The 20,397-nt window shown below is 56.5% G+C and carries 15 protein-coding genes, 2 pseudogenes and 1 other annotated feature; of the genes and pseudogenes, 7 read left to right on the top strand and 10 right to left on the bottom strand.

Annotated elements, in window-relative coordinates; translation table 11 throughout:
- Positions 1–2: 2 nt before the first annotated feature.
- The 3 genes and pseudogenes from trpCF to WH277_RS26680 all read right to left on the bottom strand — a co-directional run bounded on the left by trpCF (position 3) and on the right by WH277_RS26680 (position 4,520).
- The gene (gene trpCF, locus WH277_RS26690) at positions 3–1,364 is read right to left on the bottom strand and encodes a bifunctional indole-3-glycerol-phosphate synthase TrpC/phosphoribosylanthranilate isomerase TrpF (RefSeq protein WP_133841892.1); all 1,362 of its coding nucleotides are present in this window, start codon (positions 1,362–1,364) and stop codon (positions 3–5) included.
- A gap of 2 nt (positions 1,365–1,366) precedes the next feature.
- Positions 1,367–2,958: pseudogene (trpD, locus tag WH277_RS26685) on the bottom strand (bifunctional anthranilate synthase glutamate amidotransferase component TrpG/anthranilate phosphoribosyltransferase TrpD).
- Entirely contained in the window at positions 2,958–4,520 is a 1,563-nt protein-coding gene (locus WH277_RS26680; protein WP_133841895.1) for an anthranilate synthase component 1, read from the bottom strand. Before WH277_RS26680 ends, trpD begins: the two are co-directional and overlap by 1 nt.
- Before the next feature lie 23 nt (positions 4,521–4,543).
- Positions 4,544–4,642, bottom strand: a sequence feature (Trp leader region).
- Between the two features lie 156 nt (positions 4,643–4,798).
- Between WH277_RS26680 and rnm the strand changes: the two genes are divergently transcribed.
- Together rnm and WH277_RS26670 are read left to right on the top strand one after the other, a co-directional pair.
- Positions 4,799–5,710, top strand: a complete 912-nt coding sequence (gene rnm, locus WH277_RS26675) for an RNase RNM (protein ID WP_159336555.1) — start codon at positions 4,799–4,801, stop codon at positions 5,708–5,710.
- The gene (locus tag WH277_RS26670) at positions 5,710–6,330 is read left to right on the top strand and encodes an L-threonylcarbamoyladenylate synthase (protein ID WP_133841897.1); all 621 of its coding nucleotides are present in this window, start codon (positions 5,710–5,712) and stop codon (positions 6,328–6,330) included. Before rnm ends, WH277_RS26670 begins: the two co-directional genes overlap by 1 nt.
- Before the next feature lie 56 nt (positions 6,331–6,386).
- Here WH277_RS26670 and WH277_RS26665 read toward each other — a convergent pair whose 3' ends face one another.
- Positions 6,387–7,013, bottom strand: coding sequence for a trypsin-like peptidase domain-containing protein (locus tag WH277_RS26665; protein ID WP_133841898.1), 627 nt, complete (start codon positions 7,011–7,013; stop codon positions 6,387–6,389).
- Between the two features lie 922 nt (positions 7,014–7,935).
- Here WH277_RS26665 and WH277_RS26660 point away from each other — a divergent pair.
- From WH277_RS26660 to rluB, 4 genes and pseudogenes are all read left to right on the top strand, one after another.
- On the top strand, positions 7,936–8,253 hold the full coding sequence (locus WH277_RS26660) for a metalloregulator ArsR/SmtB family transcription factor (RefSeq protein WP_339507443.1): 318 nt from the start codon (positions 7,936–7,938) through the stop codon (positions 8,251–8,253).
- Positions 8,254–8,307: 54 nt separating this feature from the next.
- Positions 8,308–9,597, top strand: a complete 1,290-nt coding sequence (locus WH277_RS26655; RefSeq protein WP_339507379.1) for an arsenic transporter — start codon at positions 8,308–8,310, stop codon at positions 9,595–9,597.
- Between the two features lie 13 nt (positions 9,598–9,610).
- Positions 9,611–10,000 carry an arsenate reductase (glutaredoxin) gene (arsC, locus tag WH277_RS26650; RefSeq protein WP_339507442.1) on the top strand — a complete coding sequence of 130 codons (390 nt, stop codon included), beginning with the start codon at positions 9,611–9,613 and terminating at the stop codon, positions 9,998–10,000.
- Positions 10,001–10,239: 239 nt separating this feature from the next.
- Positions 10,240–11,133, top strand: a pseudogene (rluB, locus tag WH277_RS26645) (23S rRNA pseudouridine(2605) synthase RluB).
- 62 nt (positions 11,134–11,195) lie between these two features.
- On the opposite strand, the gene cobO reads toward rluB, so the two are convergent.
- Both cobO and WH277_RS26635 read right to left on the bottom strand, forming a co-directional pair.
- Positions 11,196–11,789, bottom strand: coding sequence for a cob(I)yrinic acid a,c-diamide adenosyltransferase (gene cobO / locus WH277_RS26640; protein WP_133841902.1), 594 nt, complete (start codon positions 11,787–11,789; stop codon positions 11,196–11,198).
- Positions 11,789–12,550 (bottom strand): YciK family oxidoreductase, encoded by a 762-nt coding sequence (locus WH277_RS26635; RefSeq protein ID WP_339507378.1) that lies wholly within the window; start codon positions 12,548–12,550, stop codon positions 11,789–11,791. The genes cobO and WH277_RS26635 overlap by 1 nt, the downstream gene beginning before the upstream one ends.
- Before the next feature lie 220 nt (positions 12,551–12,770).
- Between WH277_RS26635 and sohB the strand changes: the two genes are divergently transcribed.
- Positions 12,771–13,820: a protease SohB gene (gene sohB, locus WH277_RS26630; protein ID WP_133841904.1), complete on the top strand. Its 1,050-nt coding sequence runs from the start codon at positions 12,771–12,773 to the stop codon at positions 13,818–13,820.
- Between the two features lie 35 nt (positions 13,821–13,855).
- On the opposite strand, the gene WH277_RS26625 is transcribed toward sohB, so the two are convergent.
- Genes WH277_RS26625 through WH277_RS26610 form a run of 4 tightly spaced genes read right to left on the bottom strand, consistent with a single transcriptional unit; the run spans position 13,856 to position 20,393 of the window.
- On the bottom strand, positions 13,856–15,874 hold the full coding sequence (locus WH277_RS26625) for an SWIM zinc finger family protein (RefSeq protein WP_339507441.1): 2,019 nt from the start codon (positions 15,872–15,874) through the stop codon (positions 13,856–13,858).
- Between the two features lie 5 nt (positions 15,875–15,879).
- Positions 15,880–17,016, bottom strand: coding sequence for a vWA domain-containing protein (locus WH277_RS26620; protein ID WP_339507377.1), 1,137 nt, complete (start codon positions 17,014–17,016; stop codon positions 15,880–15,882).
- A gap of 9 nt (positions 17,017–17,025) precedes the next feature.
- Complete coding sequence (locus tag WH277_RS26615; protein WP_339507440.1) at positions 17,026–19,332, bottom strand: DUF5682 family protein; 2,307 nt, start codon at positions 19,330–19,332, stop codon at positions 17,026–17,028.
- A 32-nt stretch (positions 19,333–19,364) separates the two neighbouring features.
- A complete protein-coding gene (locus WH277_RS26610; RefSeq protein ID WP_339507438.1) occupies positions 19,365–20,393 on the bottom strand; it encodes an ATP-binding protein in 1,029 nt (342 codons plus the stop codon).
- Positions 20,394–20,397: the final 4 nt, after the last annotated feature.

Below are 20,397 nucleotides of genomic sequence, written 5' to 3'. Positions count from 1 at the left end.
TATCAGTAGGCTTTCAGTGTCTGAAACACGGAAGCAATTTTACCGGCATCTTTCACTCCAGGGGCACTTTCCACGCCGGAGTTAAAGTCGAGGCCCGCACAGCCAAGCTGTGCCGCCTGTACGCAATTTTCTGCACCCAGACCACCGGCCAGCAGCACATTGTCCAGCGACTGGTTGGCAAGCAGTGACCAGTCAAACGCCTGACCGCTGCCCCCGTTTCCGTGGTCGAAGACGTAGCGGTCAACGCCAGCCCAGTCACGGTCAGGCAGGCTGTCGCTGATGCTGAACGCTTTCCAGATTTTTACCGTTTCCGGTAGCTGGCTGCGTAACTGGCTGACGTAGTCGCGGTCTTCGTCGCCGTGCAACTGTACGGCGGAGAGATTCAGCTGCTGCGCACAGGTGACAACGTCACTGATGACATTATTACGGAACACGCCGACATACTTCAGTGCAGCGGCAGGGATAATCTGCTGAGCCTGTTCGATACTGAGCTGGCGAGGGGAACCCTCGGCGAAGATCAGGCCGCCATACAGTGCACCTGCCTCCAGCGCGTTGCGGGCATCTTCGGCACGCGTCAGGCCGCAGACTTTGTTATCGCCGATAATCACCCGACGCACGGCGGCAGCCAGGTCATCTTCTGACATCAGCGCCGAGCCAATCAGGAAGCCGTTAGCAAAGTGGCTCAGTTCGCGCACTTGCGCATAATTGTTGATGCCGGACTCGCTGATCACCGTGACGCCATGCGCCACTTTCGGTGCCAGGCGGCGGGTGCGGTCCAGATCGATGGAGAGATCGCGCAGGTCACGGTTATTAATGCCGACCACTTTGGCACCCAGCGCGGTGGCGCGTTCCAGCTCTTCATCGCTGATCACTTCCGTCAGGACGCCCATGTTCAGGCTGTGCGCCACGGCAGCCAGCTGGCGATACTGATCGTCGTTCAGCACGGAGAGCATCAGCAGGATGGCATCGGCCTGGTAATGGCGCGCCAGGTAGATCTGATACGGGTCAATAATAAAGTCTTTGCACAGTACCGGCTGGGTGACAATACTGCTGACGATCGGCAGAAAATCGAAGCTTCCCTGGAAGTATTTCTCATCCGTCAGCACCGAAATGGCAGAGGCATAATGCTTATACACGCCGGCAATCACCGCCGGGTCAAAGTCTTCACGGATCACGCCCTTTGAGGGCGAAGCCTTCTTACATTCCAGAATAAAGACGGTGCGCGCACCTTTCAGCGCATCGTAAAAGCTGCGCGTGGAGGGTGTGATGTCGTTCTGAAAGGTGGCCAGCGGCTGCTGCTGCTGACGTTCTGCCAGCCAGATTGCTTTATCCTGAACGATTTTAGTGAGTACGGTTTCCTGCATGATTATCCTCTTGCTGCCAGTGCGACCACGTGCTCGTAGGCTTTGCCGCTGCGAATGGTTTTCAGCGCCTGTTGGGCATTGTGTCGTAAGTCTTCATGACCAAAAATTTTCAGCAACAGGGCGACGTTTGCCGCGACGGCTTCTTCGTGCGCCAGCTCGCCATTACCCTGGAGTAAACGGGTTAAAATGTCACGGTTTTCTTCCGGTGAACCCCCGGCCAGCGCCTCTTGCGGATGGTAGCTCAGGCCAAAATCTTCAGCCGTTAACTGATAGCTGGTGATCTCGCCGTCACGCAGTTCGGCCACATGAGTGGCGCTGTGCAGAGCCACTTCATCCATCCCCCCGCCATGCACGACTGCCGCACGCTGGTAACCCAGCACTTTCAACGTCTGAGCAATCGGCAGCACCAGCTCCGGGCTGTAAACACCGATCACTGCCAGCGGCGGACGTGCCGGGTTAATCAACGGGCCGAGCACGTTAAAGATGGTACGCGTCTTCAGTTCTTTACGCACCGGCATCGCATGGCGAAAACCGCTGTGATACTGAGGGGCAAACAGGAAACACACGTTTAAATCATCCAGTGCCTGGCGTGCCTGCACTGCGGGTAAATCCAGGCTGATACCGAAAGCGGCCAGCAAATCTGACGAACCCGATTTACTGGAAACACTGCGGTTACCGTGCTTCGCCACCTTCAATCCGCACGCGGCGGCAACAAATGCGCTGGCGGTGGAAATATTAATGCTGTTACTGCCGTCACCGCCGGTCCCGACAATATCCGCAAACGGATAGTCCGGGCGCGGGAAAGGTTTAGCGTCTTCTAACAAGGCGGTGGCTGCCCCGGCAATCTCCTGAGGACGTTCACCACGGATTTTCATGGCGATCAGCGCTCCCGCCAGCTGGGTTGGCTCCAGCTGCCCGGTAATAATCGCCGAAAACAGCTGGTGGCTTTCTGCCTGCGTCAGGATCTCGGCCTGGTATAATTTTTCCAGAATAGTGTTCATTGCTGTCTCCTTGATCACGCCAGCGCCCAGGCAAGAGTTTGTTCCAGCAGGCGTGCGCCCTGGCTGGTAAGAATAGATTCCGGATGGAACTGGAAGCCACAGACACGGTTGGCGTCATCACGGACGGCCATCACCATGCCGTTATAGGTGGCGTTAACCGTTAATCCATCGGGAATATTGCTGCCGACCAGCGAGTGGTAGCGTGCTACTGGTAACGGGTTGTTCAGCCCGGCAAACATGCCCTGATCGTCATGATCAATCGCAGAGGCTTTGCCGTGCAGGATTTCGCCCGCCTGGCCCACGTGGCCGCCATAGGCTTCAACAATCGCCTGATGGCCGAGGCAGATACCGATAATCGGCAACTGGCCGCGTAAGGCCTGTAACAGCGCTGGCATACAGCCCGCTTCTGACGGTGCGCCCGGACCGGGAGAAAGCATCAGGACCGGGTTTTCCATCTGCTGCAAACGGGCAATCAGCTGGTCCGCCGGGACGTTGTTACGGTAAATCACCACGTTATGGCCAAAGGCACGTAACTGGTCGACGAGGTTGTAGGTAAATGAGTCGAAGTTATCGAGCAGCAGAATATCGGCCATCAGAACATCTCCTTGCTGTGGTGCGCTGTCGCGATGGCACGCAGAACCGCGCGCGCCTTATTACGGCTTTCATCCGCTTCCGCCTGCGGATTGGAATCCAGAACCACCCCGGCACCGGCCTGAACCGTTGCCACGCCGTCTTCGACGTAGGCAGAGCGAATCACAATGCAGGTATCCAGATCGCCGCTGGCGGTGAAGTAACCAACGGCGCCACCGTAGCTGCCGCGACGTGTGCCTTCGGCTTTGGCAATCAGCTGCATAGCGCGGACTTTCGGTGCGCCGCTCAGCGTGCCCATGTTCATGCAGGCACGGTAAGCGTGCAGCACGTCAATATCCGCACGCAGCTGGCCGACCACGCGGGAGACCAGATGCATGACAAAGGTGTAACGGTCAACTTTGGTCAGGTCTGCCACATAACGCGTTCCCGGCTCACAGATACGCGCCAGATCGTTACGGGCGAGGTCAACCAGCATCAGATGCTCGGCCATCTCTTTATGGTCAGTGCGCATTTCCAGCTCGATGCGGCTGTCGAGGTCGCGATCCAGTGAGCCATCCGCATGGCGGCCGCGTGGGCGGGTGCCGGCAATCGGGTAGATTTCAATCTGGTTGCTGGTGGCGTCATACTTGAGTGAGCTTTCCGGCGAAGCGCCAAACAGGCTGAACTCGCGATCCTGCATAAAGAACATATACGGGCTTGGGTTACTGTTCTTCAGCGTGTCATAGGCGGCCAGCGGGGACGGGCAGGGCAGTGAGAAGCGACGGGATGGCACCACCTGGAAGATTTCGCCGATGCGGATCGCATCCTGCATCTGGCGCACCACCTGGCAGTAATCCTCATCGCTCTGGCTGACGCTGAGCGTCATGCTTTCGACGGTCTTCACCGGCAGTGCGCTGGCAGGCTGCAGCATCTGACCGTGCAACTGCTCAATGCGGCTTTGCAGGCGCATAAATTCTGAAGGTGAATGGGTGAAAAGGCTGGCCTGCAGTCGCGCGCTTTGCGTCTGATGGTCAATCACCAGCAGCGTTTCTGCCAGATAGAAGCAGTAATCCGGGCAGCGCTGTTCATTCTTTAATTCCGGCAGTGACTCAAAACCTGCCACCAGATCATAAGCAAAAAGGCCGCCGAGCAACACGGCTTCACGCTCTTCTGCCGGGGCATTAACCAGCTGTGGGATCAGGCGTAATGCATCAAAGACCGACAGCGCACGAAGATTGGCGTCCTCATCGAGGAAAGCGTGATTAATCGGGAACACCAGTTCGCGGCCATCCGGGCGCACGCTGTTCTCAACCGATTCGGGCAGCGCGGCATCCAGCAGCGGCAGGAGTGCGCGACCATTCTCAGACAGTGCCTGCACCTGTACCCGGTTATCGAGGGCGCTAATGCGCAGGGCGCTATCCACAATCAGCAGGCTTTTCAGGTTGCGCTTGCTGTCAACGTCCGCAGATTCCAGCAGCAGAGTCTCGGAACGGGCGGCACACAGCTGATGAAAAACAGCGGCCGGATCTTCGCGGTAAGGTGCGTTGCCGGTAATCAACTTCACTGTAGGTTTGGCATTTTGCATGTGATGTTCTCTGTTTTTTGCTCAAAAAAAAGCCCGCATCAGGCGGGCTTGAGTATCTGCACTACGTATTGACCGTGCATGACAACCTCGCCCTTTCAGGGAGAAGTACGCCACCAACCAGTCATCAGAGAGAATGAATACGTCATGATACAGATACCTTGCTTGTGAACTTGCGTACTAGTTAACTGGTTCGCGGGAGAAAAGTCAATACTCTTTTTCCCTTAGGGCAAAATGTCGGTATCATGCTGCGATATTTTTCTGTCTTTCCCGGAGTCGTTTTGACCGCAGTTGCCGCCTCACTCAGCGCTTTCCCTATCTACGATCTTCACAGCCACACGCGGGCTTCCGACGGGTTACTGACCCCGGAGCAACTGGTTCTGCGTGCGGTGGAACAGCGCGTGGGCGTGCTGGCCATCACCGACCACGATACAACGGAGGGCATTAAACCCGCGCGTGAAGCGATTGCACGTCATGCGTTGCCGTTGCAGTTGATCAATGGCGTGGAGATCTCAACGCTGTGGGAGAACCATGAAATCCATATCGTTGGCCTGGGTATTGATATTGACCACCCACAGATGGTGGCCTTCCTGGCTGAACAGGGGCAGCGCCGTCTGGCGCGTGCAGAACTGATCGCTGAACGGCTGGAAAAAGCGCATATCCCCGGTGCATTAGCGGGTGCGCTGGCGCTGGCAGAAGGCGGTGCCGTGACGCGCGGGCATTTTGCCCGCTTTCTGATTAACGCCGGGAAAGCGGACACCATGCAGCAGGTATTCAAAAATTATCTGGCACGTGGCAAAACCGGTTATGCCCCGCCACAGTGGTGTACAATTAAACAAGCTATTGATGCCATTCATCATTCAGGTGGCCGTGCCGTGGTAGCCCATCCCGGCCGCTACGGTCTGTCGGCAAAATGGCTGAAACGTCTGCTGGCTCACTTCAGTGAGCAGGGCGGCGAGGCGATGGAAGTGGCTCAGTGTCAGCAGGCGCCCAATGAGCGTCAGCAGCTGGCACGCTATGCGCAGGACTACCAGTTAGCGGCCTCGCAGGGTTCTGACTTCCATCAGGCCTGTCCCTGGATTGAACTGGGAAAAAAATTGTGGCTGCCGGGCGGTGTCGAAGCGGTATGGCACCGTTTTCCTGAAATTGTCAATCAGGTTTGTGGCAGTGAAGCGCAAACAAGAGGTGTGTAATGAGTCAATTTTTCTATATTCATCCGGATAATCCCCAGCCGCGTCTGATCAAGCAGGCGGTTGAAATGCTCAACAAGGGCAGTGTGATTGTCTATCCGACGGATTCTGGCTATGCACTGGGCTGTAAGCTGGAAGATAAAAGTGCGATGGAGCGTATCTGTCGCATTCGTCAGCTGGATGGGAACCATAACTTTACCCTGATGTGTCGTGACCTCTCAGAGCTGTCGACCTATGCGCACGTAGACAACACCGCATTTCGCCTGATCAAGAACAACACGCCGGGGAACTACACGTTTATTCTGAAGGCAACCAAAGAGGTGCCACGCCGTCTGATGAGCGAGAAACGTAAGACGATCGGTCTGCGTGTCCCCTCAAACCCGATTGCGCTGGAACTGCTGGAAGCACTGAATGAGCCGATGATGTCGACGTCGCTGATGCTGCCGGGAAATGACTTTACCGAGTCCGATCCGGAAGCGATCCAGGATGAAATTGGCAAGCTGGTGGACTTGATTATTCATGGCGGGTATCTCGGGCAGCAGCCAACCACCGTCATTGATTTAACGGAAAATACCCCGGAAGTGATCCGCGAGGGTGTGGGCGATATTCAACCCTTTCTCTAAGCGTTAAATAACAGGCCGCTGAGAATGGGCCTGTTATTTATTATCATTCATTGTTATTACGATGTTGATTTGCTCAGCCACTCTTTAAAATCCTTATAGGGGATATACAGTGAAACATCCTTAAGCGGAACTGGAGATTTACGCGGTCTTTTTATTTCGCTAGTAAAGCCAACAATGACGCCACCAATGGTGTCATCGCTATTATAAACCGCACCACCCGACATGCCTTTTACCACGCCAGCATTGGATGCCATCGCTACGCAAGGTCGTTTATTCCATTCATTGCGGATTCCCGTCAGAGCCAGATTGACGCCTGCTGATTCAACGGGCATGGCGGAAATAAAGCTGTAACCGTACATTTTCACTGACTCGCCAATGGCACCGTCGCGAAATTTCGGCAGCGTTTTGATGTCGTTCTTGTGGTAGATGATCGCCAGGTCGCAGTAAGGGTGATAGGCCTTCACTTTCTGTACGGAAAGCTTTGCCACATGCGCTGCAGTCAGGCTGTACTCCGGGGTGATAGGGATACTGGTGCCCAGCGCGCCGATGCCGAGAATGGTCGGAATGCCGGTAAAGTTCATATCTACGCGTTTCATAGCTTCGCTGCTGTAGTCATATTTGCCTACAGAGCAGCCGGTCAGCATTAGCAATGCCAACGCCGGCAGGGTGTTTTTAATTTTCATAATAATCACATTTTGTCGGACACGTCAGTAAAATCCCTGGTGAGGAGTAATGACGTGTAATGCCGATGCCGAGTGTGACTCAGCGTATTTTTTCAGGAGCATTCACTCCCGTTTACTGCTAACAACGAAAAGAAAAACGAAGTTTTTATGTTCACGTTAAACGTGTATTTATAATATCTATTTAACTATCTATTTATATGGCGCTCTTCTGCCTGAGTGAATTCTACACAAACTTATAAGTTCAGCAAATTAATATCTGAGCCTTAATTTTAATATGCCGGATAATCCAGAATTAACCCAACCTGCTGTGTAAATTAACTGAATATTTGGTATTTATTCTCCTGTATCCTCGGCTTATAGTGATTATGGCAGCATAATATAATGTAAAATAGTTTCAGTCTGGTATTTGAAACTAAAAAAATCAAAAAAACTGGAGTGGCGGGCTGGTGTTCACGCGTAGATACGGGATTTTCGGGCTGGCGCCAGGCCTGGTGCGGGCTGAAAGGTTCAACAAATAAGGGGAGTGTAAGGCAGTAACCTGCTGTTATTTCGGTTAATTCATTTTTTAACGAATGAATGAAAAATACGCTAAATGATAAGTATTTATACTTTCATTCAGGTGGGTAACTGTTAAGTCTTTTAAATGTAATGAAAATGGCGCGGTCACGCACTGCGTCCTTTGGGTTTGATGACCAATGGCACGGGGAGCAATCAAATCTTTGCCTGATTGACGGCGTTGAACGACGGCGACCCGCCGCAAACTGCGTCACTGCCAGCATTTTTCCCTGAGAAGAACAGATCAACGTGTTCAGCATCAAGGGCTGGAAATGCTGGCATAGGAAATTTTCCAGTGATTGAAATCCACTTTTACTTTTAACATATATGAATTATCATATTTGTCTTGTTTTCACTGGAACGTTTGATTATGCATCCTGTTCAACTTTTCAAATTGCTTGCCGACGAAACGCGGACAACCATTATTTTGCTGTTACGGGAAGCGGGAGAGTTGTGTGTGTGCGACCTTTGCGCAGTGACAAACCAGTCGCAGCCGAAAATTTCCAGGCATATTGCCCTGTTACGTGATGCAGGATTAGTGCTGGATCGCCGTGAGGGCAAATGGGTTCATTATCGTCTTTCACCTCATATGCCGGCATGGGCTGCCTCGATTATTGATACCGCATGGAGCAGTCAGCGTGAGGAAGTACGTGAATCACTCAAAAACGCTAATGTGTGCAGCTGATCGCAAAAATGCATTCACAAAAACGTATGTATTTTTTCGAGGTGGGAGATTTCAATGTTACTCGCAGGCGCAATATTTATCCTGACCATCGTGTTGGTTATCTGGCAGCCTCGCGGGCTTAGCATTGGCTGGACAGCGTCAATAGGTGCAGTGCTTGCGTTGGTGACCGGAGTCATTCAGTTGAATGACATTCCGGCTGTCTGGCATATCGTCTGGAACGCAACGGCTGCATTTATCGCAGTAATCATCATCAGCTTGCTGTTGGACGAATCAGGATTTTTTGAATGGTGTGCGTTGCATGTTGCCAAATGGGGTAACGGGCGAGGGCGGTTGCTTTTTACGTATATTGTGCTGTTAGGTGCTGCGGTGGCCGCGCTATTTGCTAATGATGGTGCTGCGCTCATTCTGACACCCATTGTTATCGCTATGCTGCTGGCATTAGGTTTTAGCAAAGGAACAACACTGGCTTTCGTTATGGCCGCCGGGTTTATCGCTGACACAGCCAGTGTGCCGCTGATAGTCTCCAATCTCGTTAATATCGTTTCTGCAGATTTTTTCCAACTGGGGTTTAGTGACTATGCGTCAGTCATGGCGCCGGTTGATCTCGCCGCTATCATTGCCACGCTGATTGTCCTTCATCTTTTCTTCCGTAAAGACATTCCCGCTACCTACGATCTTTCACTGTTGAAATCTCCTGCGAATGCCATCAAAGACCCAGCGACATTCAAAATGGGCTGGCTGGTGTTGGTTCTGCTGTTGGTTGGCTTCTTCCTGCTTGAGCCGCTCGGCATTCCCGTGAGTGCTATAGCTGCGTCTGGTGCGCTCATTCTGTTTGTTGTGGCTAAACGCGGCCATGCCATTAACACCGGGAAAGTGCTACGCGGTGCACCGTGGCAGATTGTTATTTTCTCACTGGGGATGTACTTGGTTGTCTACGGTCTGAAAAATGCGGGCCTCACCCAGTATCTCACCTCACTGTTAAATACCTTCGCAAACGGGGGGTTGTGGAGTGCCACCTTTGGTACTGGGCTGGTCACGGCGATGCTTTCATCAGTGATGAACAATATGCCGACTGTTTTGATCGGTGCGCTCTCAATCGACGCAAGCGCGGCGGAAGGTGTCATCAAAGAAGCTATGATTTACGCCAACATTATTGGCTGCGATCTGGGGCCGAAAATTACACCGATTGGAAGTCTGGCGACGTTACTTTGGCTGCATGTACTCGACCAGAAAAACATCAAGATTAGCTGGGGTTACTACTTCCGGGTTGGCGTGGTGATGACACTGCCCGTGCTGCTTGTCACCCTGAGTGCGCTGGCTTTGCGCCTGGCGCTGACCCAATGAGATGAGAATGAACATGACAGATATTACCCTCTACCATAATCCGGCCTGTGGAACATCACGTAACACGCTGGCGCTGATTCGTAATAGCGGTGTTGAACCAACAATTATTCTCTATCTGGAGACACCGCCCGATCGCGATAAGCTCGTACAGTTGATCACTGCAATGCAGATTAGCCCCCGTGCATTGCTTCGTCAGAACGTGGAACCTTACGAGCAACTGGGATTAGCCGAAGAGCGCTTCAGCGATGATGAATTGATTGCATCCATGCTGACATATCCGATCCTGATTAATCGCCCGATTGTTGTCACACCGATTGGCACGCGGTTATGCAGGCCGTCAGAAATCGTTCTTGAAATATTGCCAGACCCGCAGCAGGGCGAATTCAGCAAGGAAGGGGGTTAAAAACTGATCGACAAACAAGGAAAGCGGCTGGTGTAGTCCAACAATGCTCACTCTTTCAATGGGTCGCACGGGTTATGGGGACGAGGTGTAGGGCTTTTTTTGGGCCTGCGCGGTGTAAGAAGGTTACACCGCAGTAAAAAGGCTGTATAATGACACGCGATACACACTTTAAGTTATTGAAAACAAAAGAAATTCTGTTTTCACCATGACGCCTGGGAAGGCGACACAGAGGTAGCTCCATGAGCGAGAAATTACAAAAAGTTTTAGCACGCGCCGGGCACGGTTCCCGTCGTGAAATCGAAACCCTGATCTCTGCCGGACGCGTCAGCGTTGATGGCAAGCTGGCCACACTGGGTGACCGTGTTGAGCCAAGTGCCTCAATGAAGATCCGTGTTGACGGCCATATTGTTCCTGTCAGTGAATCCATTGCCGAAGTCTGCCGGGTTCTGGCGTATTACAAGCCGGAAGGCGAGCTTTGTACCCGTAATGACCCGGAAGGCCGTCCAACGGTATTTGACCGTCTGCCGAAGCTGCGCGGTGCACGCTGGGTGGCCGTTGGCCGTCTGGATGTGAACACCTGTGGTCTGCTGTTGTTCACTACCGATGGTGAACTGGCAAACCGCCTGATGCACCCGAGCCGTGAAGTTGAGCGCGAATATGCCGTCCGCGTATTTGGTGCCGTCGATGACGAGAAGATCAAACAGCTGAGCCGTGGCGTGCAGTTAGAAGACGGCCCGGCAGCCTTTAAAACCCTGAAGTTTACGGGGGGGGAAGGGATCAACCAGTGGTATAACGTCACGCTGACCGAAGGGCGCAACCGTGAAGTCCGCCGTCTGTGGGAAGCCGTCGGTGTGCAGGTGAGCCGTCTGATCCGTATCCGCTATGGCGATATCGACCTGCCGAAAGGTCTGCCGCGTGGCGGCTGGACAGAGCTGGAACTCCAGCCGACCAACTACCTGCGTGAGCTGGTGGGTCTGGCGCCGGAAACGGTCACCAAAGTCGCCGTGTAAAAAGATCGCCGCCGTACTAAAGCGAACCAGATCCGCCGTGCGGTCAAGCGTCATACCACCACGACCACGAAAGCCAGCAAGCCGGGCAGCAATCGCCGCTCGTCTAAGCGTCAGCAAGGCTAACGTTGCGTGATGCAGTGTGTGATGTCAAAAGGGACCTTCGGGTCCCTTTTGCGTTATAGCGCTTACCAGTCTATGCCCTGCTGTGCCTGGATCCCGGCATCAAAGGCATGCTTAACCGGGCGCATTTCACTGACGGTATCCGCCTGCTCCAGAATCTCCCGATGACAGCCGCGGCCAGTGATAATCACACTCTGATGAACAGGGCGTTGTTGCAATGCCTCAAGCACCTCTTCCAGCGGCAGATAGTCAAAACTCACCATATAGGTCAGTTCATCCAGCACCACCAGGTCCAGCGTGGGATCCTGCAACATGCGTTTGCCATGCTGCCACACGCTCAGGCAGGCGGCGGTGTCCGTTTCACGGTTTTGCGTGTCCCAGGTAAATCCGGTGGACATCACCTGAAACTCTACGCCATGAGGCTCCAGCAGGTTACGCTCACCGTTGGGCCATTCGCCTTTGATAAACTGGATGACGCCGACACGCTTCTGATGCCCGACGGCACGCGTGGCGGTGCCAAACGCCGCCGTGGTTTTTCCTTTACCGTTACCAGTAAATACCATCAGAATACCGCGAACATCGGTCGCCGCCGCAATGCGCGCGTCCACCTGCTCTTTCAGTCGCTGCTGGCGCTGTTGATGACGATCTTCTGCGGCCATTATTCTGCTGCTCCTGGTTTACGTCCAGGCTGCGCATCAAAGCTGATCCCGGTTTTACGTTTACTGTCATCACCCATCAGCCAGAGATAAAGCGGCATAATGTCGGCAGGGGTTTTCAGCTTATTGGCATCTTCCTGTGGGAAGGCACTGGCGCGCATTTTGGTGCGGGTGCCTCCGGGATTTATGCAGTTCACCCGTAGCTGGCGTGCATCGTACTCTTCGGCAAGCACCTGCATCATGCCTTCGGTGGCAAACTTCGACACCGAATAGGCACCCCAGCCTGCACGCCCCTGGCGGCCAACGCTGGAAGAGGTGAACACCAGCGAAGCAGCATCGGACTTCAGCAGCAGCGGCAGCAGGGCCTGGGTCAGGAAAAACGTGCCGTCGATATTGACGCGCATTACCTGCTGCCAGGTCGCCGGGTCCTGCTGATCCATCGGTACGACGTCACCTAACAACCCGGCGTTATGCAGCACGCCGTCCAGGCGCGGCACCTCTGCTGCTACCGACTGTGCCAGCTGATGGCAGCTTTCCGGCGTCGCAGTTTCCAGATCGAGAGTAAACCACAACGCCGGGGCTTTGCTGTGCTGATTCACTTCATCACAGACCCGTTGCAGTTTTTCGGCATTGCGGCCCAGTAGCACCAACTGCGCGCCGTAGCGGGCATAGGAGAGGGCGGCCTCGCGCCCGATGCCATCGCTGGCGCCGGTCACAAGAATAATTCGGTGATTAAGCAGATCGCTTTTCGGTTGATAATGCACGTAAAGATCCTCTGGCGATGGGGATGATATCCGCGGGCTGATGGTCCTGGCTGACGTAAGCCTTTGCACGGATTGAATAAAGTGATTTATGCCTGAAAACGGTGATGAGTTCAATCGCGCTGCCCGGATTTACGGTGAAGTCACGTCAGCAGGCGACTCCTGAGCGCGACTCCGCTACAATAAGTCAATCTCTAACATAATGTAAATCAAGGCGGTTTGAGTGGACTTACTCTCTTATTATGGACTTTTTCTGGCAAAAACCGTCACCGTTGTGGTGGCGATTGTGGCCATCGCCGTGGTGATCGCTAATCTTGCCATGCGGAAACGCGCCCAGAGCGGCCAGCTAAAACTGACCCACCTGGATGAACGCTACACGGAAATGCAGGATACGATGCGGCTGGCGAAGATGAAGCCGTTACAGCAAAAACTGTGGCACAAAGAGCAGAAGAAAAAAGAGAAGCTGGAGGCAAAAACCGCCAAACAGCAGGCGAAGCTGGGGCGTCCACCGGCAGCGACGAAACCCACGCTGTATGTGATCGATTTCAAAGGCAGCATGGATGCCGGTGAAGTCTCCTCGCTGCGTGAGGAGGTGTCGGCGGTCATGGCAGTGGCGACGGCCGGGGATGAAGTCCTGCTGCGTCTGGAAAGTCCTGGCGGCGTGGTGCATGGTTACGGCCTGGCAGCCTCTCAGCTTCAGCGCCTGCGTGAGAAGAAAATCCCGCTGACGGTGGCCGTTGATAAAGTGGCGGCGAGCGGCGGTTATATGATGGCCTGTGTGGCGGATCGTATCGTTGCCGCTCCGTTCTCGATCATCGGATCCATTGGCGTGGTGGCGCAAATCCCTAACTTTAACCGTCTGCTGAAGCGCAATGAGATTGACGTTGAGCTGCACACGGCCGGGGAATACAAACGTACGCTGACGCTGTTTGGTGAGAATACCGAGCAGGGACGCGAGAAATTCCGTGAGGACCTGAATGAAACGCACCTGCTGTTTAAGCAGTTTGTACACCAGATGCGTCCTTCGCTGGATATTGACAGTGTCGCGACCGGGGAGCACTGGTACGGGACGCAGGCGCTGGATAAAGGCCTGGTTGATGCCATCAGCACCAGTGATGATCTGATTATCGCTCAGATGGAGAAACACCAGGTGATTGGGGTGCGTTATGCGCGCCGCAAAGGGGTGATGAGCCGCTTTACCGATAGCGCGACGGGTAGTGTTGAACGTCTGCTGCTGCGTCTCTGGCAGCGTGGTGATAAACCGCTGCTGTAATCCTCATCACGCCCGCGTCTGCGGGCGTGATACTTTTAACGGGCGTTCGCGTCCTGCAGCGTCAGTAGACACTGTTGTTCCAGTTCATCCCGCAGCAACACAATCGCGTTCAGCGTATTCACCAGCCGCTCATGATCCGTACCCGCCAGTAATGCAGGCAGATGACGCAGCAGACGTGCCAGCCGTTCAAAGCCGCATCCATCCAGCGCCTGCGCCAGCGTTTCCGCTTCACGACAGGCACGCTGTTCCTGGTGGCACAACCCGTTGTGTAGCCACTGGATCAGCATCTGCTGGCACTGCTGTAGCAGGGCCAGAGGCAGCGGTAATGCCGGAGGGGATGCGCTGACAGGCAGCGCCTGAGATGGCGGGTTCCCGGCATTCAGCACCCAGGCACGCTGGCGCGTCATGATCACCAGCGGTTCCAGCACCAGAACACCGTCCACCACCGATACCCGACCGGAGACCTTGCAGGGCGGATCATCCTGCTGTTGCAGCAGGGCCGTCAGACAGTCAATGGCGCGTGGGGCCGAAGGCGATGCACTCAGTGATAACCGCAGAACATTTTCTTCACCTGCACCGCTGATAACATCAGCTTCCAGCGTTTGTCGCCCGGCATCCCAGCGGATATCCAGACATTCACCCAGCGGCAGGATAAACAGGCTATCACTGTGGCTAAGTGGTCGGGTGAAAGCGGGCGGGCGTTGTTGCAGATGGTGCCGCAGGGCTTCGACACCCGGCTGGCAAAGGGGAAACTCGGGCATCTCCCATGCCGAGGGCGTCAGGGGCGCGACGCTAGTCAGACGATCGCGCGCCGCCAGGTGTAATTCCCCGCGCGCATCGCGCTGTGCCGCCTGCGAGATGATTTGCCCACCTGCCAGGATTGAAGCCTGGAAACCCGCAATACGGCGCTGCCAGCCGGGTGCATTTTGCTGTTCAGCCAGCGGCCACTGGCGGGACAGATGCAGAACGCTGCCCGTATCCGGATCGGTAAACCAGATGCGTACCGCGTAATGCTGGTCGTCCTGCCAGCATTCCATGCCGAGTGATACCAGCCGCAGATGGTCGAGTCTGACCCGATCCTGAATCCCGAGGCCGACAATGTTGCGCCAGGGTTGTGCGGGCGTTTTGCCCTCCGAGGCCACGCGTACCATCTCGCGGGCAGCCAGCACACGAGCTGTTAACCCGGCGAACTGGCTGAGAAACAGCCCGGCGCGATAATGGGATGCGCGCTGATGAAAGTGGTCGATGCCCTCTGCAATCTGCTGGAGTGACAGTGTCACCCAGCGCCAGTTTGCCTGCTGAGCGCTGCGTTGTGCCTGAGTCAGTAGCGGAGCAAAGGTGACAGAAGGCTGGCTGAGCCCACGGCTCCATAGCTGGTGGCTCAGGTGACAAAGCTCTGCCAGATTGCCTTCACTCTCCGCCAGGTCAGTCACATCATCCTGCCGTTCGCCCTGTAATTGCCAGACGAGGTGTTCAAAACCCGGATGCTGTGCTTCGGCCGCGGCAAAGGCCTGCACCGCGAGAATGATATGTTCGCACAGCGTGCCTTCAACGCAGTCGCAACGGGCAAACTGCATGCTGCTGCGTGAAAAAAAACGCACATCGCTCATCGGCAGTTTCGCTGCGGGCACCTTTCCGGGTTCGCACTGGAGTTCTATCACCAGCCCTTTATCAGCCAGTTGCTGTGCGCGTTTTAGCGTTGCTGCAGGCAGTGAGCGTAGTTCCGCCAGCCACTCGCCGGGCTGCCAGCGGACAGAGGCGGCGGGGACTGGCGCTTCAGTGGCACACCGTTGTTGATAGCCGAGCACCAGCATAACCCGATGGCGGCACATGTTGCTGGCCCCACAGCTACACTGTGCTTCTTTCAATGCCTGACCCTGGCTCAACCGGGTCTGGATGCCATCGCTAAACTGCGCTGTCAGCACGCCGTCCTTATCGCTGAACGAGGGCAGATTTCCGGCGGCGATCTCTTTCTGGCTGCGTTTAACGAAACCCGCATTGCTGAGGGCGATTAACGCCTGCGGGGTCAGTTCGAGCAGCTCGCTGCGTAGCATCTCACTCATGATTGCAGATTCTCCGCCAGCCAGGCCGCCAGTTCACCCGGCGTCATGGCTGCAATCTGTGCCCCGGCATTGACCAGCCGTTGGGCCATATCACGGTCATAGCTGGGGGCGGCTTTACTGTCGAGTGCGGCCAGTCCCAGCACTTTGCTGCCGCTCTGCACACACTGCCTGACCTGGTTGACCAACAGTGAGGGCGATCCGCCCTCGAAGAAATCGCTGACCAGTACAATCGCGCTTTTTTGCGGCTGTTCGATCAGCTGCCGCGCATACTGCACGGCTTTACCAATATCGGTGCCGCCACCCAACTGAACTTTCATCAGCAGGTCAACCGGGTCCTGCACGTCAGCCGTCAGATCCACTACGCTGGTGTCGAATGCCACCAGATGGGTACGGATCCCCGGTAGCTGCCAGAGACAGGCGGCCATCACGGCGGAGTGGATCACCGAATCCACCATCGATCCGCTCTGATCGACCAGCAAAATGAGCTGCCATTTCTCGCTGTGGCGTTTTACCCGACTCATAAAGACCGGGGATTCAATAAACAGGCGTCCGCGCTGTGGGTCCCAGCGGTGCAGGTTATCACGCAGTGTGCCTTTAAAATCGAAGTTACGGGCAATGGCCACCGGCGATCGGCGTCGGCGGTCGCGGGTGCCGGAAAACGCCTGCCGGACCTCAGTCGCCAGCCGCGCCATAATCTGTTCCACCACCTGACGCACCAGACGTCGGGCGGCCTGTAACACCTGTGGATTCATCAGGTGTTTGGTGTGCAACACCGCGCGCAGCAGGCCTTCAGAGGGGGCGATGCGTTCCAGCACCTCAATGTTGGTGACCACATCATCGATGCCGAAGCGCAATACGGCGTCACTTTCCAGCCGTTCAATCACCTCTGCAGGGAACAGTTGATGGATGGCGTTGATCCATTGCGGGGTGGTGAGCTGCGATCCCTCGCTGCCGCCGTGGCGCTCACCGCGTTGCAGGCGCTGCGGATCGCGACCGTACAGCCACTCCAGGGCGTTATCCACCGCGCGGGCATGTTCATCAAGCCCGCCAAGACTGCTTTCCGCAGCCTCACCGAGCATCAGCCGCCAGCGTTGTAGCTCAGTGCTGGTGAACATATCGGAGAGTTCAGGCATCCGGGGTCCTCACAGTATGCCCCAGGCGCGGAGCGCATCGACGGCGCGCTGCTCCTGTTGCTGGTGACGAAGAAAATCGGCAGGAGCACAGGCATCCGGCAGCGGCGTTTGTAACAGATGTTCTGGCAAGTGGGAGAGCTGGTAATGCGCCAGCACCTGACGTGCAAGCGCTGCCCGTTCGCGCGGCGGTAGCCACGCCAGTGCGGCACGCAGATCGGGCAGGGCGGCGATAAACTGATCGTCCGCCAGCTGCATCAGTTGCTGATTAAACCCGGCCACAAAGGCCGGATGTGATGCCAACTGGTGGCGTGCCAGCGCGATGAGTCCGTGCAGTGCCTCGCCCAGCCGTGCCGCAGGCAGTGCAGCCAGCAGCGCCAGTGCCGCCTCTGCATCGGCGCTGGGGTGCTCCAGACGGATCAACGCCCCCCGCGCCGCGCCGCGACTGAGCGCACTCGCCTCCGCTGCACGGCAGCGGCGTTCCAGCACGGCAAGCGCACGCGGCAACAGCACCAGAGCGCGATCGGGCTGCGGGTGACTCTGCTCATCGCGCAAAATATGGCACAGTGCCTGCCAGCTGTGCAGATGGGCATTGATCTGCGTGGCATCAATCAGCCCGGTCGACTCCGCCAGCCACAATGTGCGGTCTATCGCTGCCCGTAGAGTGGTGTGCAGGATGGCGGCGTCGCGCATTCCGTTGAAGGTGTCGTGGCGCCACAGCGCGTAGAGGATCTCCATCGCGGGGCCCATCTGCTCAAACTGACTCTCCAGCGCGATCTGCTGCTCCAGCCGGGAGAGCAGTTGCAGGCTGAATGTGGACAGCCCGGCGAGGGCGGCGCGTTGCAGCCAGGCGGCCAGTGACGCAATGTCATCGGCCCCGGCCATCGCGGATTCCAGACGGTTGCGCGCGGCCTCGATCAGCGTGGCGCCATAGCGTGCGGCTTCGATCAGGGCGGCATGTTGCTGCAACGGCCGGGTCAGCGTCCACTGCTCTTCACCGTCACCGGAAAGCGCCAGCGTGTGGCCCTGCTGGCAGAGAATGCCGGGGATATCCAGCACCGCAAGGCGATGCAGCACCTGACTTTGCCCTAATCCTTCCGCATCAAAGCGGTTAAGGGTCAGGGTGGACGGGAGCGTAATGCTGGCGTGCGCAAGCTCGCGTATCACATCCTGGGGTAAGGGGGGTTGTGGTGTGTCGGCGGCCAGTTCGCCAAAGCGATGTCCTGCCAGCACGTCTACCAGGGTGATCAGAATCGGATCCGTGCCCGCCTGTAACTGACCGCGATAGCTCCACGGTAATGGTGTATGCAGGGCTTCTTTGATCAGACTGCCCGCCAGCGCATCCAGCCAGTCGTTGCGCAGCGGTAGCCGGTGCCCGCGCAGTGCCGCCAGCCCCCGCGCCATGGAGACGACATTGGTCATATCCGCGGTTGAGGCGGGCAGATGCTGGCGGCGCAGATGGGTCAGAACGGTTTCCAGCAGACGCTGCCCGGCCTGTTGCAGCCCGTATTGCCAACACCAGTGCTGCCACACCGGCGCGGGCATCCCGGAGAGATAGCCTGCCAGCACATCCAGCCGCGTTTCACTGTAGGGGGTCAGATAGCTGCCGGTGACGGCACCGGTAAGGGGTGGGTCAGGCAGCCCGGGTTCCCTGGTATCTGAAACGCTGCGCCACAGACGGGCAAGGACTGGAGCATGCCAGCCTCCGCAGACCACCAGCACCGGGCCGTTATCCTGTGCCATCGCCCAGGCGATCCAGCGAGCCATATAAGCTTCGCGCTGCCGATCCTGCGGGCTGCCAGGGCAACCGTCACGCAGTTGCTGAAACCACCGATCCAGCGTGCGGGGGAGTTCGTTATGCTGATCGTCATCTTCGAACAGATGGTCCCATAACGCATCGCTGCTCTCCATCCCGCAGGCCGCCATCATCGCCTGCTGGCGCTGATGATAGTGCTGGCTGTCGCTGTCGTCTTCGTCATCGTCGGTTGTCTGCGCCCAGATCGGCACATCGATAAAACGCGTTTCGGCCTTCAGCCGTTGTGCGGCCAGCAGTGCCTGCCATTCAGGTGACCATTCGGCAAACGGTGTCCAGGCACCGATACCGGGCGTATCGTGATCCTGAAACTGGCAGTAACCGTAAATGGCGATCGGCAACTGATGCGCCAGCCGCAGTTCATCAAGTCGGGGGTTAAAATCCGCCGGGCCTTCAATCAATACCCAGGCCGGGCGTAGCTGTTCGATGCTGTGCTTAACCCACCTGGCGCAGGCCGGGCTGTGGTGGCGGATGCCGAGGATGAGCGGTTCACCGGCCGGGGGCATCGTGACTGGAGGACGATCTGTTGCCGGGAGGGTCATGGCAGCCGGTGACGCGCCTGGTAATACGCCTGCCAGTGCGCTTCTTTACGGTTACCGACGCGCTGCTCAAAGTAGCGTTGCAGGCGTGCGCGATCGTCTTCATTATCTTTGACGATGGTGCCACCAATGCAGTCAACCAGGTCAGCCGGTTCACCGGCGCGCTGTTGCAGGAACCAGGCGCGCACGCCCACCGCATGTGCCACATTGACCGCTTCAGCCGTCGACATAATGGCGTTCAGGCTGTCCATCGCGCTTTTTTTCTCTCCACCGCTGCGCAGATCGCGGAAGGTTTGCACCAGCAGTTCCAGCACGTCATCCGGCACTTTATGCGGGATGCCGCTGTGCGTCAGCAGACGTGCAGACGCAGAAGAGACCAGCGCCAGCTCCTGCTCGAAATTCATAATCGGGAACACGGTTTCGAAGTCAAAGCGGCGTTTCAGCGCGGCACTCATCTCGTTAACGCCACGATCGCGGGTGTTGGCGGTGGCGATAATATTGAAGCCTTCACGGGCATACAGCTGGCTGTCATCACCGCTCAGTTCCGGCACGGTCATCACGCGGTCAGACAGCATCCCCAGCAGGCAGTCCTGCACTTCGAGCGGTGCGCGGGTGATCTCTTCGAAACGTACGATTTTACCCTCACGCATGCCCTGATAAAGCGGGGCCGGGACCAGGGCATCAGTTGATGGCCCCTGGTTAATCAGTAAGGCATAGTTCCAGGCGTATTTAATCTGATCTTCTGTCACCGATGCGCCGCCCTGAATGGTCAGCCCTGCATCACCGCTGATGGCGGTTGCCAGCAGCTCTGACAGCAGCGATTTTGCGGTGCCGGGTTCACCGACCAGCATCAGACCGCGCCCGGTGGCCAGCGTCACCAGCATGCGCTCAACGCTGGCGATCGACGTGACGACTTTTGCACTGATATCCCGGGCATCATCGCCCAGGATAAATGCCCGTGCTGCCGGCAGACTGAGTTGCCAGCCGGGGGGCAGGGGGCCACTGTCATCCTGTTTCAGCCGCGCCAGTTCC

It is taken from the genome of Erwinia sp. MYb416 (assembly GCF_037479575.1).
Classification (GTDB): Bacteria; Pseudomonadota; Gammaproteobacteria; order Enterobacterales; family Enterobacteriaceae; genus Erwinia; species Erwinia rhapontici.
Note: the sequence above shows the minus strand (reverse complement) of the source record. Positions and strands in the feature narration are given on the sequence as shown.